This is a genomic window from Pseudomonas fluorescens, assembly GCF_902497995.1.
Lineage (GTDB): Bacteria > Pseudomonadota > Gammaproteobacteria > Pseudomonadales > Pseudomonadaceae > Aquipseudomonas > Aquipseudomonas fluorescens_BK.
In genome coordinates this window covers 1-16,145 of sequence record NZ_CABVII010000039.1, presented here as the reverse complement: position 1 = coordinate 16,145, position 16,145 = coordinate 1, and the positions used below count along the sequence as shown (strand labels likewise).

General features: G+C 56.1%; 13 protein-coding genes, 4 tRNA genes and 1 rRNA gene. All 18 read right to left on the bottom strand.

What is annotated here, in order from left to right; all coding sequences use genetic code 11:
• Nucleotides 1–7: 7 nt before the first annotated feature.
• Nucleotides 8–478 (bottom strand): 30S ribosomal protein S7, encoded by a 471-nt coding sequence (gene rpsG / locus F8N80_RS29210; protein WP_002555493.1) that lies wholly within the window; start codon nucleotides 476–478, stop codon nucleotides 8–10.
• Between the two features lie 117 nt (nucleotides 479–595).
• Nucleotides 596–967 (bottom strand): 30S ribosomal protein S12, encoded by a 372-nt coding sequence (gene rpsL / locus F8N80_RS29205; protein WP_002555494.1) that lies wholly within the window; start codon nucleotides 965–967, stop codon nucleotides 596–598.
• 215 nt (nucleotides 968–1,182) lie between these two features.
• Complete coding sequence (gene rpoC, locus F8N80_RS29200) at nucleotides 1,183–5,382, bottom strand: DNA-directed RNA polymerase subunit beta' (protein ID WP_150748021.1); 4,200 nt, start codon at nucleotides 5,380–5,382, stop codon at nucleotides 1,183–1,185.
• Nucleotides 5,383–5,446: 64 nt separating this feature from the next.
• Entirely contained in the window at nucleotides 5,447–9,520 is a 4,074-nt protein-coding gene (rpoB, locus tag F8N80_RS29195) for a DNA-directed RNA polymerase subunit beta (protein WP_150748022.1), read from the bottom strand.
• Nucleotides 9,521–9,740: 220 nt separating this feature from the next.
• Nucleotides 9,741–10,106, bottom strand: a complete 366-nt coding sequence (gene rplL, locus F8N80_RS29190; RefSeq protein WP_010467258.1) for a 50S ribosomal protein L7/L12 — start codon at nucleotides 10,104–10,106, stop codon at nucleotides 9,741–9,743.
• Nucleotides 10,107–10,186: 80 nt separating this feature from the next.
• Nucleotides 10,187–10,687: a 50S ribosomal protein L10 gene (gene rplJ, locus F8N80_RS29185; RefSeq protein ID WP_150748023.1), complete on the bottom strand. Its 501-nt coding sequence runs from the start codon at nucleotides 10,685–10,687 to the stop codon at nucleotides 10,187–10,189.
• 198 nt (nucleotides 10,688–10,885) lie between these two features.
• A complete protein-coding gene (gene rplA / locus F8N80_RS29180; RefSeq protein WP_007896626.1) occupies nucleotides 10,886–11,581 on the bottom strand; it encodes a 50S ribosomal protein L1 in 696 nt (231 codons plus the stop codon).
• Nucleotides 11,581–12,012, bottom strand: a complete 432-nt coding sequence (gene rplK / locus F8N80_RS29175; protein ID WP_003210097.1) for a 50S ribosomal protein L11 — start codon at nucleotides 12,010–12,012, stop codon at nucleotides 11,581–11,583. Before rplK ends, rplA begins: the two co-directional genes overlap by 1 nt.
• 117 nt (nucleotides 12,013–12,129) lie before the next feature.
• On the bottom strand, nucleotides 12,130–12,663 hold the full coding sequence (gene nusG, locus F8N80_RS29170) for a transcription termination/antitermination protein NusG (protein ID WP_007896622.1): 534 nt from the start codon (nucleotides 12,661–12,663) through the stop codon (nucleotides 12,130–12,132).
• 9 nt (nucleotides 12,664–12,672) lie between these two features.
• A complete protein-coding gene (secE, locus tag F8N80_RS29165) occupies nucleotides 12,673–13,041 on the bottom strand; it encodes a preprotein translocase subunit SecE (protein ID WP_064680062.1) in 369 nt (122 codons plus the stop codon).
• A gap of 45 nt (nucleotides 13,042–13,086) precedes the next feature.
• Nucleotides 13,087–13,162, bottom strand: a tRNA-Trp gene (locus F8N80_RS29160).
• A 169-nt stretch (nucleotides 13,163–13,331) separates the two neighbouring features.
• Nucleotides 13,332–13,407 (bottom strand) — tRNA-Thr (locus F8N80_RS29155).
• Between the two features lie 26 nt (nucleotides 13,408–13,433).
• Nucleotides 13,434–13,507: transfer RNA gene (locus F8N80_RS29150), tRNA-Gly, on the bottom strand.
• 24 nt (nucleotides 13,508–13,531) lie between these two features.
• Nucleotides 13,532–13,616: transfer RNA gene (locus tag F8N80_RS29145), tRNA-Tyr, on the bottom strand.
• A gap of 142 nt (nucleotides 13,617–13,758) precedes the next feature.
• Nucleotides 13,759–14,199, bottom strand: a complete 441-nt coding sequence (locus tag F8N80_RS29140) for a hypothetical protein (RefSeq protein WP_150785250.1) — start codon at nucleotides 14,197–14,199, stop codon at nucleotides 13,759–13,761.
• A gap of 7 nt (nucleotides 14,200–14,206) precedes the next feature.
• Nucleotides 14,207–14,956, bottom strand: coding sequence for a pantothenate kinase (locus F8N80_RS29135; RefSeq protein ID WP_150748026.1), 750 nt, complete (start codon nucleotides 14,954–14,956; stop codon nucleotides 14,207–14,209).
• Entirely contained in the window at nucleotides 14,946–15,905 is a 960-nt protein-coding gene (birA, locus tag F8N80_RS29130) for a bifunctional biotin--[acetyl-CoA-carboxylase] ligase/biotin operon repressor BirA (protein ID WP_150785249.1), read from the bottom strand. Before birA ends, F8N80_RS29135 begins: the two co-directional genes overlap by 11 nt.
• 137 nt (nucleotides 15,906–16,042) lie before the next feature.
• A 5S ribosomal RNA gene (gene rrf, locus F8N80_RS29125) occupies nucleotides 16,043–16,145 on the bottom strand; the annotation flags it as partial.

The window sequence follows — 16,145 nt, the reverse complement described above, 5'->3', positions numbered from 1 at the left end:
GCTAAAATTAGAAGCGGTAGTGCGAGAAAGCCTTGTTGGCTTCAGCCATACGGTGCACGTCTTCACGCTTCTTAACTGCAGCACCTTTACCTTCGGCAGCGTCCAACAGTTCGCCAGCCAAACGCAGAGCCATAGACTTCTCGCCGCGCTTACGGGCGAAGTCTACCAACCAGCGCATTGCCAGGGCGTTACGACGGGACGGACGAACTTCAACCGGAACCTGGTAAGTAGCACCGCCTACACGGCGCGACTTCACTTCGACCAGCGGAGCGATGGCGTCGAGAGCTTTCTCGAAGATTTCCAGGGGGTCGCTGTTCTTGCGTTCTTTAACCTTTTCCAGCGCGCCATAAACGATACGCTCGGCAACGGCTTTCTTGCCGCTTTCCATCACGTGGTTCATGAACTTGGCCAGGATCTGGCTGCCGTATTTTGGATCGTCAAGCACTTCGCGCTTGGCTGCTACGCGTCTTCTTGGCATGGATAAGCCCTCAAACGGTCTTCAGGTTCGCTCGGAATCGGTGCCCTTTCGGGACGCCTCCGACCTTACTCTTATCGACTCAGAAAAATGGAAAATCAGTTTTACAAAAAGCCGCTACTACTTAGGCTTCTTGGTACCGTACTTCGAACGACCCTGGTTACGACCTTTAACGCCGGAAGTATCCAAAGAACCGCGTACGGTGTGGTAACGAACACCTGGCAAGTCTTTTACACGACCGCCGCGGATCAGTACCACGCTGTGCTCTTGCAGGTTGTGGCCTTCACCGCCGATGTACGAGGAAACCTCGAAACCGTTGGTCAGACGCACACGGCATACTTTACGCAGTGCCGAGTTAGGTTTTTTCGGCGTGGTGGTATACACACGGGTGCATACGCCACGACGTTGCGGGCAGTTCTGCAGCGCAGGCACGTCGGATTTCTCGACGATACGCTTACGCGGCTGACGTACCAGCTGGTTGATAGTTGCCATCTACTAGCTCCACTGTTGTCTTGCGACGCTATTGTCTTGCAAGAAAAGCAAAATGGCAGGAACGAATTCCCGCCAAATTTAGGGGTACAAGAGTCTAAAGAGGATCTTGCCCCCAGTCAAGGCAAGGCCCCGACCTCCCCGCTCATCCAACCTCGACAATTTGTCTCGATTCGACGAACGGAACGGCCAGGGCCCATGCTCATTTATCGCAGAACTCAGTTACCGCTCGAGTTCAGCGCTTCGGTCAGTGCAGCTTCCACTTCACTGGCGCTTACGCGCAACGGTTTGTCAGCATCACGGCGGCGCTTGCGCTCGCTGTGGTAAGCCAGACCGGTACCGGCCGGGATCAGACGACCCACGACCACGTTTTCTTTCAGGCCGCGCAGGTAATCGCGCTTGCCGGTTACCGCCGCTTCGGTCAGTACGCGGGTGGTTTCCTGGAAGGAAGCCGCCGAGATGAACGATTCGGTGGACAACGACGCCTTGGTGATACCCAGCAACACGCGAGTGAACTTGGAGACGAATTTCTCGTCGCCAGCCAGACGCTCGTTCTCTACCAGAACGTGAGTCAATTCCATCTGGTCGCCCTTGATGAAACTGGAATCGCCGGATTCAGCGATTTCAACTTTACGCAACATCTGACGCAGGATGGTCTCGATGTGCTTGTCGTTGATCTTCACGCCTTGCAGACGGTAAACGTCCTGGATCTCGTTCACGATGTACTTGGCCAGCGCACTTACACCCAGCAGACGCAGGATGTCGTGTGGATCGCTCGGGCCGTCGGAGATAACTTCGCCGCGGTTTACCTGTTCGCCTTCGAAGACGTTCAGGTGACGCCACTTCGGAATCAGCTCTTCGTACGGATCGCTACCGTCGTTCGGGGTAATGACCAGACGGCGCTTGCCTTTGGTCTCTTTACCGAACGCGATGGTGCCGCTGACTTCAGCCAGAATCGACGCTTCTTTCGGACGACGGGCTTCGAACAAGTCGGCAACACGCGGCAGACCACCGGTGATGTCGCGAGTTTTCGAAGTTTCTTGCGGGATACGAGCGATAACATCACCGATCGCGATCTTCGCACCGTCCGCTACACCGACCAGGGCGTTGGCTGGCAGGAAGTACTGAGCGATAACGTCAGTGCCTGGCAGCAACAGATCCTTGCCGTTGTCATCGACCATCTTCACAGCAGGACGGATATCTTTACCGGCAGCTGGACGGTCTTTGGCGTCGAGTACTTCAATGTTGGTCATACCGGTCAATTCGTCAGTCTGACGCTTGATCGTGATGCCTTCTTCCATGCCCACGTAGGTCACGGTACCTTTCATTTCGGTAACGATCGGGTGAGTGTGCGGATCCCACTTGGCCACGATTGCGCCAGCGTCGACCTTGTCACCTTCTTTAACCGAAATCACAGCACCGTACGGCAGCTTGTAACGCTCGCGCTCACGACCGAAGTCATCTGCGATGGCCAGCTCACCGGAACGGGACACGGCTACCAGGCAACCATCCACCCGCTCAACGTGCTTCAGGTTATGCAGACGGACGGTACCGCCATTCTTCACCTGAACGCTGTCGGCCGCGGAGGTCCGGCTTGCCGCACCACCGATGTGGAACGTACGCATGGTCAGCTGGGTACCCGGCTCACCGATGGACTGGGCAGCGATAACGCCGACCGCTTCACCGATGTTCACCTGGTGACCACGAGCCAAGTCACGACCGTAGCACTTGGCGCAAATGCCGAAGCGGGTTTCGCAGCTGATCGGCGAACGCACGATCACTTCGTCGATGCTGTTCAGCTCGATGAACTCGACCCACTTCTCGTCTACCAGAGTGCCACCAGGAACGATAACTTCCTCGGTGCCCGGCTTGAATACGTCACGGGCAATGACACGACCCAATACGCGCTCACCCAACGGCTCGACAACGTCACCGCCTTCAATGTGCGGAGTCATTACCAGGCCATGTTCGGTGCCGCAATCGATCTCGGTCACCACCAGATCCTGCGCCACGTCTACCAGACGACGAGTCAGGTAACCGGAGTTCGCCGTTTTCAACGCGGTATCCGCCAAACCTTTACGAGCACCGTGAGTGGAGATGAAGTACTGAAGTACGCTCAAACCTTCACGGAAGTTCGCAGTAATCGGCGTTTCGATGATGGAACCGTCCGGCTTGGCCATCAGGCCACGCATACCGGCGAGCTGACGGATCTGCGCAGCAGAACCCCGTGCGCCCGAGTCGGCCATCATGTACATCGAGTTGAAGGATTCCTGTTCGACTTCGACGCCATGACGGTCGATGACTTTCTCTTTCGAGAGGTTGGCCATCATCGCCTTGGACACTTCGTCGTTCGCCTTGGACCAAAGGTCGATCACTTTGTTGTACTTCTCGCCCTGGGTTACCAGGCCGGAGGCGTACTGACTTTCGATCTCTTTCACTTCGTCGGTGGCAGCACCGATGATGCGGGCTTTTTCATCCGGGATAACGAAGTCGTTAACACCGATGGAAACGCCGGAAATGGTCGAATAGGCAAAACCGGTGTACATCAACTGGTCAGCGAAGATCACGGTCTCTTTCAAACCAACCACGCGGTAGCATTGGTTGATCAGCTTGGAGATCGCCTTTTTCTTCATCGGCTGGTTGACGACGTCGTACGACAGACCAGGTGGAACAACCTGGAACAACAGCGCACGGCCGACAGTGGTGTCGACGATACGGGTGTTCTTGACGCTGCCGCCATCACGATCGTTGACGGTTTCGTTGATCCGCACTTTGACCTTGGCGTGCAGTGCGGCTTCGCCGGCACGGAACACACGGTCAACTTCCTGCAGATCCGCGAACACACGACCTTCGCCCTTGGCGTTGATCGCTTCACGCGTCATGTAGTACAGACCCAATACAACGTCCTGCGACGGAACGATGATTGGCTCACCGTTGGCTGGCGACAGAATGTTGTTGGTCGACATCATCAACGCACGCGCTTCGAGCTGGGCTTCCAGCGTCAGCGGTACGTGCACGGCCATTTGGTCGCCGTCGAAGTCGGCGTTGTACGCGGCGCAGACCAGAGGGTGCAGCTGGATAGCCTTACCTTCGATCAGAACCGGTTCAAACGCCTGGATACCCAGACGGTGAAGGGTCGGTGCACGGTTGAGGAGAACCGGGTGTTCACGGATCACTTCAGCGAGAACGTCCCAAACCTCTGGCAGTTCGCGCTCGACCATTTTCTTGGCCGCTTTGATGGTGGTCGCGAGGCCACGCATTTCCAGCTTGCCGAAAATGAATGGCTTGAACAGCTCGAGTGCCATCTTCTTCGGCAGACCGCACTGGTGCAGACGCAGGGTCGGACCTACGGTAATTACCGAACGACCGGAGTAGTCAACACGCTTACCGAGCAAGTTCTGACGGAAACGACCCTGCTTACCCTTGATCATGTCAGCCAGGGATTTCAGAGGACGCTTGTTCGAACCGGTGATAGCGCGGCCACGACGACCGTTGTCGAGCAGTGCGTCGACGGCTTCCTGCAACATACGCTTTTCGTTGCGCACGATGATGTCCGGAGCGGACAGATCCAGCAGGCGCTTCAAGCGGTTGTTACGGTTGATCACTCGACGATACAGATCGTTGAGGTCGGAAGTCGCGAAGCGACCGCCATCCAGCGGGACCAGTGGACGCAGATCTGGCGGCAGAACCGGCAGAACGGTCAGCACCATCCATTCTGGAAGGTTGCCGGAACCCTGGAAGGCTTCCATCAACTTCAGACGCTTGGACAGCTTCTTGATCTTGGTTTCGGAGTTGGTTTGCGGAATTTCTTCACGCAGACGGCCAATCTCGTGCTCCAGGTCGATAGCGTGCAGCAGTTCACGGACAGCTTCGGCACCCATGCGGGCATCGAAATCGTCGCCGAACTCTTCCAGCGCTTCGAAGTACTGCTCATCGTTGAGCAGCTGACCTTTTTCAAGGGTGGTCATGCCTGGATCGATAACGACATAGCTCTCGAAGTAGAGAACGCGTTCGATATCACGCAGGGTCATGTCCATCAGCAAGCCGATACGCGACGGCAGCGATTTCAGGAACCAGATGTGGGCAACTGGCGAAGCCAGTTCGATGTGCGCCATGCGCTCACGACGAACCTTGGCCAGCGCGACTTCAACGCCGCACTTCTCGCAGATCACACCACGGTGCTTCAAGCGCTTGTACTTACCGCACAGGCACTCGTAATCCTTTACCGGGCCAAAGATCTTGGCGCAGAACAGGCCGTCACGTTCAGGTTTGAACGTACGGTAGTTGATGGTTTCCGGCTTTTTAACTTCACCGAACGACCACGAACGGATCATCTCAGGCGATGCCAATCCAATACGGATGGCGTCGAACTCTTCGACTTGACCCTGGTTTTTCAGCAAATTCAGTAGGTCTTTCAAGGCCTTTCCTCCTGGCGGAGCAGAGAGCGAGCAATCCTGCCCCGCTCTCGATTCGCGTCACGTGTTATTCGGTTTCCAGATCGATATCGATGCCGAGGGAACGAATTTCCTTGATCAACACGTTGAAGGACTCGGGCATGCCCGGCTCCATACGGTGATCGCCGTCCACGATGTTTTTGTACATCTTGGTCCGGCCGTTCACATCGTCCGACTTCACTGTGAGCATTTCTTGCAGAGTGTAAGCAGCACCGTATGCTTCCAGTGCCCAGACCTCCATCTCCCCGAAACGCTGACCACCGAACTGCGCCTTACCACCCAGCGGCTGCTGGGTAACCAGGCTGTACGAACCGGTAGAACGAGCGTGCATCTTGTCGTCTACCAAGTGGTTCAGCTTCAGCATGTACATGTAGCCAACAGTAACCGGGCGCTCGAACTTGTTGCCGGTACGGCCATCGGTCAGCTGCATCTGGCCGCTTTCTGGCAGGTCAGCCAGTTTCAGCATGGCCTTGATTTCGCTTTCCTTGGCACCGTCGAACACTGGAGTGGCCATTGGAACGCCGCCACGCAGGTTCTTCGCCAGATCCAGGATTTCCTGGTCGGAGAAGCTGTCCAGATCTTCGTTGCGACCGCCGATCTCGTTGTAGATCTCGTGCAGGAACTTGCGCAGATCGGCAACTTTACGTTGCTCTTCGATCATGCGGTTGATCTTCTCGCCCAGGCCTTTGGCCGCGAGGCCCAGGTGGGTTTCAAGGATCTGACCAACGTTCATACGCGAAGGTACGCCCAATGGGTTGAGAACGACGTCGACCGGGGTGCCATTGGCATCGTGCGGCATGTCTTCAACCGGCATGATCACGGAGACCACACCCTTGTTACCGTGACGACCGGCCATCTTGTCGCCCGGCTGGATGCGGCGACGGATTGCCAGGTAAACCTTGACGATTTTCAGCACGCCTGGAGCCAGGTCATCGCCCTGCTGCAGTTTGCGCTTCTTGTCTTCGAACTTGTCGTCCAGCAGACGGCGGCGATCAACGATGTAGGCCTGAGCCTTCTCGAGCTGCTCGTTCAGAGCATCTTCAGCCATGCGCAGTTTGAACCACTGACCATGCTCAAGACCGTCGAGCACTTCGTCGGTGATGTCCTGACCTTTCTTCAGACCGGCGCCGCCTTCGGCTTTATGGCCGACCAGTGCGGAACGCAGACGTTCGAAAGTGGCGCCTTCAACGATACGGAACTCTTCGTTCAGGTCCTTGCGGATCTCGTCGAGTTGAGTCTTCTCGATCGACAGTGCACGAGCATCACGCTCGACGCCGTCGCGGGTGAAGACCTGTACGTCGATGACGGTGCCCTTGGTGCCGGTAGGCACGCGCAGGGAGGTGTCTTTAACGTCGCTGGCTTTTTCACCGAAGATGGCACGCAGCAGCTTTTCTTCCGGAGTCAGCTGGGTCTCGCCTTTCGGAGTGACCTTGCCGACCAGGATGTCGCCTGCGCCTACTTCAGCACCTACGTAAACGATACCGGCTTCGTCCAGCTTGTTCAGTGCAGCTTCACCCACGTTCGGGATGTCTGCAGTGATTTCCTCTGGCCCAAGCTTGGTGTCACGTGCCACACAGGTCAGTTCCTGAATGTGGATCGTGGTGAAGCGGTCTTCCTGAACCACACGCTCGGACAGGCAGATGGAGTCTTCGAAGTTGAAGCCGTTCCATGCCATGAACGCGATGCGCATGTTCTGACCCAGCGCCAGTTCACCCATGTCGGTGGACGGGCCGTCGGCCATGATGTCGCTGCGCTGAACCCGATCACCTTTACGCACCAGCGGACGCTGGTTGATGCAGGTGTTCTGGTTGGAGCGGGTGTACTTGGTCAGGTTGTAGATGTCGACACCGGCTTCACCGGTTTCAACTTCGTCATCGGCAACACGCACCACGATACGGCTGGCGTCGACGGAATCGATCACGCCGCCACGACGAGCCACGACGCAAACGCCGGAGTCACGGGCTACGTTACGCTCCATGCCGGTACCGACCAGCGGCTTGTCAGCGCGCAGGGTGGGTACAGCTTGACGCTGCATGTTCGAACCCATCAACGCACGGTTGGCGTCGTCGTGCTCGAGGAACGGGATCAGCGACGCCGCAACCGAAACTACCTGTTTCGGCGATACGTCCATCAAGGTGACGTCTTCCGGCGCCTTGACGGTGAATTCGTTCAAGTGACGAACAGCTACCAGCTCGTCGATCAGGACTTTCTTGTCGTTCATCGTGGCCGAAGCCTGAGCGATCACGTGATCAGCTTCTTCGATGGCGGACAGGAACACGATCTCGTCGGTGACCAGAGCGTCTTTCACCACACGATACGGGCTCTCTAGGAAGCCGTACTGGTTGGTGCGCGCATAGGCAGCCAGGGAGTTGATCAGACCGATGTTCGGACCTTCCGGCGTTTCGATCGGGCAAACACGACCGTAGTGCGTCGGGTGAACGTCACGCACTTCAAAGCCAGCACGCTCGCGAGTCAAACCGCCAGGGCCGAGTGCAGACACACGACGCTTGTGGGTGATCTCGGACAGCGGGTTGTTCTGGTCCATGAACTGGGACAGCTGGCTGGAACCGAAGAACTCTTTCACCGCCGCAGCCACTGGCTTGGCGTTGATCAGGTCTTGCGGCATCAGGCCTTCGCTTTCAGCCATCGACAGACGCTCTTTGACCGCACGCTCAACACGTACCAGGCCAACGCGGAACTGGTTCTCAGCCATTTCGCCTACGCAGCGAACACGACGGTTACCCAGGTGGTCGATGTCATCGACGATGCCTTTACCGTTACGGATGTCGACCAGAGTCTTCAGTACCGCGACGATGTCTTCCTTGCACAACACGCCCGAACCTTCGATCTCGGTACGACCGATACGACGGTTGAACTTCATCCGGCCGACCGCAGACAGGTCATAGCGCTCAGGGCTGAAGAACAGGTTGTTGAACAGGGTCTCGGCAGCGTCCTTGGTTGGCGGCTCGCCTGGACGCATCATGCGATAGATCTCGACCAGCGCTTCCAATTGGTTGCTGGTGGAGTCGATCTTCAGCGTGTCGGAGACGAACGGACCGCAGTCGATATCGTTGGTGTACAGAGTTTCGATGCGAACAATCTGAGACTTGGCGATTTTAGCCAGGATTTCGGTGTTCAGCTCGGTGTTGCACTCTGCCAGGATTTCGCCGGTTGCCGGATGCACGATGACCTTGGCGGTAGTGCGACCCAGGACGTAGTCCAGAGGCACTTGCAGCTCTTTGATCCCGGCTTTTTCCAGCTGGTTGATGTGGCGAGCGGTGATACGACGACCCTGCTCGACAATAACCTTGCCTTTGTCATCCAGGATATCCAGGACGGCAATTTCACCACGCAGGCGCTGAGGCACCAGTTCCAGGCTGAGGTTTTCACCCTGCACGTGGAAGACGTTGGTGGTGTAGAACGCGTCGAGCACTTCTTCAGTGGTATAGCCGAGCGCTCGCAGCAGTACCGATGCAGGCAGCTTGCGACGACGGTCGATACGCACGAATACGCAGTCTTTCGGGTCGAACTCGAAGTCCAGCCACGAGCCGCGGTAAGGAATGATGCGCGCCGAGTACAGCAGTTTGCCGGAGCTGTGCGTCTTGCCACGGTCGTGGTCGAAGAACACGCCTGGAGAACGGTGCAGCTGGGAAACGATTACTCGCTCGGTACCGTTGATTACGAAGGTACCGTTCTCGGTCATCAGGGGGATTTCACCCATGTAGACTTCTTGCTCTTTGATGTCCTTGATCGCTTTGTTCGACGATTCTTTGTCGAAAATGATCAGGCGCACTTTTACCCGCAAAGGTACGGCGTAAGTTACACCGCGCAATACGCATTCTTTGACATCAAATGCCGGTTCGCCCAGGCGATAACCGACGTACTCCAGCGCAGCATTGCCGGAGTAGCTGATGATCGGGAAAACGGATTTGAAGGCCGCATGCAGGCCCACGTCGCGGAACTTATCTTTGGTCGCTCCCGCCTGCAAGAATTCACGATACGAATCCAGCTGGATTGCCAGAAGATACGGCACATCCATGACGTCCGGCAACTTGCTAAAGTCCTTGCGGATACGTTTTTTCTCAGTATATGAGTAAGCCATCAGCGTTCCCCAGCTTGGTCACCTGCTTGTTTGGCCCCTCCCGACGGGAGCAGCCAGAAAATCGTGCAAACCCCATGGTTTGCGCCACCGCATCGGGTGGTTACAGCTCGTTATCAGCCCCGACCCAGTCGGCTGCCAATAACGGAAAAAGGCCGGTGGCAAGAGCCACCAGCCATCAGCCTTTCGCTTAACGCTCGGGCTGGAGACGCAAAGTCGATGCTTACTTCAGCTCGACTTTAGCGCCTGCTTCTTCCAGAGTGGCTTTGGCTTTGTCAGCTGCGTCTTTCGAAACAGCTTCCAGAACCATGCCAGGAGCGCCGTCAACTACTGCCTTGGCTTCTTTCAGGCCCAGACCGGTCAGCTCACGTACAGCCTTGATCACGTTAACTTTCTTCTCGCCAGCTTCCAGCAGCATGACGTTGAATTCAGTTTGTTCTTCAACAACGGCAGCAACAGCGGCTGGACCGGCGGAAGCAGCGGCAGCGGAAACGCCGAACTTCTCTTCCATGGCCTTGATCAGCTCAACGATTTCCAGAACGGATTTTTCGCCGATTGCTTCGATGATTTGGTCGTTAGTCAGAGACATGACTATAAATTCCTGTATTGGGGTGACAGCCTACGCGGCCATCGAAATAAACAAAAAACGCTGAAAGGAGTCGCTCAGCCTTAGGCTGCAACGGCCTCTTTCTGGTCGCGAAGAGCCGCCAGAGTACGAGCCAATTTGCTGGTTGCGCCTTGAATCACGCTCATCAGCTGAGAAATTGCTTCGTCACGGGTCGGCAGGCTTGCCAGTACGTCGATCTGGTTAGCTGCGAGGAACTTGCCCTCGAACGCAGCTGCCTTGATCTCGAACTTGTCCTGACCTTTTGCGAACTCTTTGAAAATACGGGCAGCAGCGCCCGGATGATCTTTGGAGAATGCAATCAAGGTCGGGCCGGTGAACACGTCGTTGAGCACGTCATATTGAGTGCCAGCAACGGCGCGCTTGAGCAGGGTGTTACGTACAACACGTACGTAAACGCCAGCTTCACGAGCCTCTTTACGGAGTCCGGTCATAGCGCCTACTGTTACGCCACGGGCATCAGCCACGACAGCGGACAGAGCAACTTGGGCAGCCTTGTTGACTTCAGCGACGATGGCCTTCTTGTCTTCAAGTTTAATTGCCACGGGAAAAACTCCTGCTTGTTACCGTTTCATCCAACCGAAGCCGGATGTCGTTTTGGTGTCTGATTCGGTAAGGAACCGGGAGCACCATCTGCGTAGGCTTGAGGTTTAAGACTTGCGTCGCCTACGGTCTTGGATAGCCCCCGCCAGGCAGGGACCCCAATCTTTCAATTGGCGCAATCGCTTGCGCCAATCTGTGTCTTACGCGTCGAGCGAGCCTTGGTCGATGACCAGGCCTGGACCCATGGTGGTGCTCAGGGTAACGCGCTTGACGTAAATACCTTTCGAGGAAGCCGGCTTGATACGCTTCAGATCAGCGATCAGGGCTTCAACGTTTTCCTTCAGCTTGACGGCATCGAAGCCGACTTTGCCAACGGAGGTGTGGATGATGCCGTTTTTGTCGGTGCGATAACGAACCTGACCAGCCTTGGCGTTTTTAACCGCGGTAGCTACGTCTGGGGTTACGGTGCCGACTTTAGGGTTAGGCATCAGGCCGCGTGGACCGAGGATTTGACCCAACTGGCCTACAACGCGCATGGCATCCGGGGATGCGATCACTACGTCATAGTTCAGGTCGCCGCCTTTCATTTCGGCAGCCAGGTCGTCCATGCCTACACGGTCAGCGCCGGCAGCCAGAGCGGCCTCGGCAGCTGGACCCTGGGTGAACACGGCAACGCGAACGGTCTTGCCAGTGCCGTGTGGCAGCACAGTAGCGCTACGAACGACCTGGTCGGATTTACGCGGGTCAACACCCAGGTTTACAGCAACGTCGAACGACTCGCTGAACTTGACAGTCGACAGCTCAGCCAGCAGGGCGGCAGCGTCTACAAAGTTGTAGGACTTGCCTGCTTCGATTTTGCCGGCGATAGCCTTTTGACGCTTGGTCAGCTTAGCCATTACACACCCTCCACGTTAAGGCCCATGCTACGAGCAGAACCGGCGATAGTACGCACGGCTGCATCCATATCAGCTGCAGTCAGATCCGCGTTTTTGGTTTTCGCGATTTCTTCCAGCTGAGCACGGGTCACGGTGCCAACCTTAACGGTGTTCGGACGAGCGGAACCGCTAGTCAGACCAGCCGCCTTCTTCAGCAGAACCGAAGCAGGGGTGGATTTGGTTTCGAACGTGAAGCTACGGTCGCTGTAGACAGTGATGATCACTGGAGTCGGCAGGCCTGGCTCAATACCCTGAGTACGGGCGTTGAAAGCCTTGCAGAATTCCATGATGTTCACGCCGTGCTGACCCAGAGCAGGACCAACAGGTGGGCTTGGGTTAGCCTGAGCGGCCTTCACTTGCAGCTTGATGTAAGCGGTAATCTTCTTGGCCATGAGGCACTCCAATTACGGGTTCAAACGCCTCGAAAGGCTCCCCGGTTACTTGCGCGTTTATCCCAGTGACGACAAAACCCCACAGCCTGAGGCTGCGGGGTTGGGATGCTTGCTCAGCTAGACCTTTTCGACCTGGCTGAATTCCAGCTCTACCGGAGTAGAGCGTCCGAAAATAAGCACTGCCACTTGGATCCGGCTCTTTTCGTAGTTAACTTCTTCAACCGTGCCGGTAAAATCGGCAAACGGTCCGTCGTTGACACGCACCGACTCACCCGGCTCGAACAACGTCTTCGGCTTCGGCTTGTCGCTACCATCAGCAACACGACGCAGAATCGCTTCTGCCTCTTTATCTGTGATTGGCGCAGGCTTATCAGCAGTACCGCCGATGAAACCCATCACCCGAGGCGTATCCTTGACCAAGTGCCAAGTACCCTCGTTCATGTCCATCTGGACCAGCACGTAACCTGGGAAGAATTTGCGCTCGCTTTTGCGTTTCTGGCCATTACGCATTTCAACCACTTCTTCAGTGGGAACCAGAATTTCGCCGAAGCCATCTTCCATGCCAGCCAGCTTTACGCGCTCTACCAACGAGCGCATGACATGCTTCTCGTAACCGGAGTAAGCATGCACAACGTACCAACGCTTAGCCACGGGACACCCTTAGCCGACAATCAAGGAAACAAGCCAGCCGAGCAGGGAATCAAGCCCCCACAACAGCAACGCCATAACCAGGACAACAGCCACGACAATCAACGTGGTCTGTGTGGTTTCTTGGCGAGTTGGCCATACGACTTTACGAATCTCGGTGCGAGCTTCCTTTACCAGTACAAAGAAAGACTTGCCCTTGGCTGTCTGCAGGCCTACAAAGGCAGCTACAGCAGCAATGACAAGCAAAGCAAGCACACGGTACAGGATCGGCGAAGCAGAGTAATACTGATTGCCAACAACGCCAACAACCACCAAAGCAGCTACTGCAAGCCACTTGAGCAGATCGAAGCGAGAGCCTTGAGCTTCAGCTTTAGGAGTCATCTATGAAGATCCTGTGAAAAGAAAGCCAGACACACCAGGTGAATCTGGCAGGTCAGGAGGGAATCGAACCCCCAACCTACGGTTTTGGAGACCGTCGCTCTGCCAATTGAGCTACTGACCTAAAACAAAATCAGGCCGACCATTATGCCGGCCCGAAAAAGACTTTACAACAATTTACTCAATGACCTTTGCACTCCACCAGCACCGGGGCTCAAATCACCCTCAAGCACAACGAAACACAACCAGGCCATTAAAACAAAGGCAGATATTTTCATATCTGCCTTGTTATATGGAGCTCTTGAGCGGATTTGAACCGCTGACCTCACCCTTACCAAGGGTGTGCTCTACCAACTGAGCTACAAGAGCGTAACACTTTGCAAAACCTGCAAACTTGGAGCGGGTAGCGGGAATCGAACCCGCATCATCAGCTTGGAAGGCTGAGGTTCTACCACTAAACTATACCCGCGAGGCTTGCAGCTCTCGCTAAAAATGGTGGAGGGGGAAGGATTCGAACCTTCGAAGTCGTAGACGTCAGATTTACAGTCTGATCCCTTTGGCCGCTCGGGAACCCCTCCTAAGCGAGCCGGCATTCTATACTACGCCGGCCTTCTGTCAAGCATTTTCTCATTAAAAACCTGAGGTTAGCTGCGTTGACCTCGCTTCACACCGTTAACCGCTAAAGGTCTTCACTGTGGAGCGGGCGCCATTCTATGCAAACTATTGAGCAGGTGCAACCCCCTCGCAGGGCATTATTTTATGTTTTAACTCATTGAATTCTCTGGAAAGGTTTTTCAGCTGCGAATCATCCAGCCAACCCCGGCTTTCGGGCGCCACACGCACCCAGTAACCAGCAGATTCGGCGTAATCCTTCGGCAATGACTGGAATTTGATTTCCATGCCACTCAATCGCCGCTCGACCGCCTGAGCGGCTTCCTGACGCGCAAAACCGCCCAGATAAAGGCAACCATCATCCGCCCGGGGCGATTTTTCTTTATCTCGCGCCGTGTCAGTCGCCTCACTCAACAGGCGGATATCCTGCTGCGAACCTCGATACAAGCTCAACGGCGTTACATCTTTCGCACGCAGAGGCGCCTCTTGTTGATGCCAGATGTAATAAAACACATTGAGAACGAGCAGCAACAGGAACAACCAACGCATAAAAACCTCAGGACAAGGGACATGCCATAGCCAAGCCTACGAACACCAGGTCTGGAACCACCCTGGCCTCAGGCACGATCCCGGAAACCAGGTCTGCATCCCCCCCAGTGAGGAACACAGCAAAATCATCCCCCCAGTAGCTGCGCGCCATCTCCAGCTGGGTCAGGACAAAGCCCCTGAGCATCAGCGAGCATCCTCGCTCCACCGCCTCGACGGTGGTGCGACCCGGCACGAGGCTTTCCAGGGCGCGCTCAGCGGCGAGATCCCCATAACGGATTCTACGCGTATGGGTCCGCAGCTGATTGCGCATCAGCGGCATTCCCGGGCAGATGAATCCACCGAGATGCTCCCCGTCGCTGGCAATGAAGTCGGCAGTGACCGCGGTACCGAAATCGAGCACCAGGCAGGCACCCGACGCCAGGTGAAACCCGCCGAGCATCGCCAGCCAACGATCGAGCCCCAGCCGCTCGAATTCCTCATACCCGTTACGAACACCGGACATTTCGCGAGCCGGTGCCGCACAGACCACCGACACACCGAAAGCTTGCGTCAGCAGAGCAATCAACGCATGGGTTTCTTCAGGGGTCCTGACACTGACCAACCGGCAAAACTTGAGAGCGAGCCCCTGGAGCGCCTTCAAGCTCTCCAGCAAAGCGAGGTCCGAATCAACGACGCCTTCACCCACCACCCGGCGCACATCCGCTTCGAGCACCCGCCACTTGATGAAACTGTTTCCACAGTCGAGCTCAAGAATCATCACGCAACCTCAGACTGAGCTCACCGCCACTAAAGACTTTTTCCACACCATCCACCTTCAAGCGCAAGGCACCCTGGCTATCAATACCCAGCACTTCGCCATCTATTTGATTAACGCCAGCAATCAGCGACACAGCGCGCCCCTGCCACAGATGATTTTGCTCCCACTCCGCCTGGATAGCTGAAAATCCGCCGACCTGATGACGACTCAAATAGGCCTGAAGCCTCTCCCCCAAGGCCGCAACGAGCTGATTGCGATCAAATACCTTGCCCGACTCAAGCCGCATGGACGTCCACTGCTGATCAACCTCATCGGTCATCTGCATGTTCACATTAATCCCGACACCCAAGACCACGTGACACACATCAGCAGGATCCCCCACCAACTCGAGCAATATCCCTGCGATTTTTTTTTGCCCTACCAGAACATCATTGGGCCACTTCAGCCCTGCTGTCGAAATACCGAGCTCTCGCAAGGCCTGCATTACCGCAAGCCCGACGACCAGGCTCAAGCCCTCCAGCTGCCGCATTCCACCCTCAATACGTAACACCAGGCTGTAATAGATGTTTTCCGCAAAAGGGCTGGCCCATTTTCGCCCGCGCCGCCCTCGCCCGGCAGTCTGCCGCTCGGCAAGCACCAGGAATGGCGCAGCCTGACCGCGCTCTATGGCGCGCAAGGCTTCGGCGTTGGTGGAGTCGATTGAGTCGAAGACCAGAACGGGCCAGTCACAGGTAGGGGCCTGCTCTCTGATGCCGAGAGGATCAAGCAGCGTCAAGGGTGCAGCCAGCTGATACCCGCGCCCGCGCACTTTGTGAATGGACAAGCCAAGTTCAGCCTCCAAATGCTGAAGCTGCTTCCATACCGCGCTACGACTGATACCCAAGGCAATGCCCAGGGCCTGGCCGGAATGAAACCGACCATCTTTAAGAAGCTCTAACAACGTCAGCATGCAAGTCTCGCCTCACAATGAGGCCCGCATGATAGCCATGCACCGAGCCGTTGCATAGAAACCCTGGGGGTCGGATTTTCCTGCGGACAAAAACAAAACCCCTACCTGCATGCGCAGATAGGGGTTTCGGAATTTAATCTTGACGATGACCTACTCTCACATGGGGAAACCCCACACTACCATCGGCGATGCATCGTTTCACTGCTGAGTTCGGGATGGGATCAGGTGGTTCCAATGCTC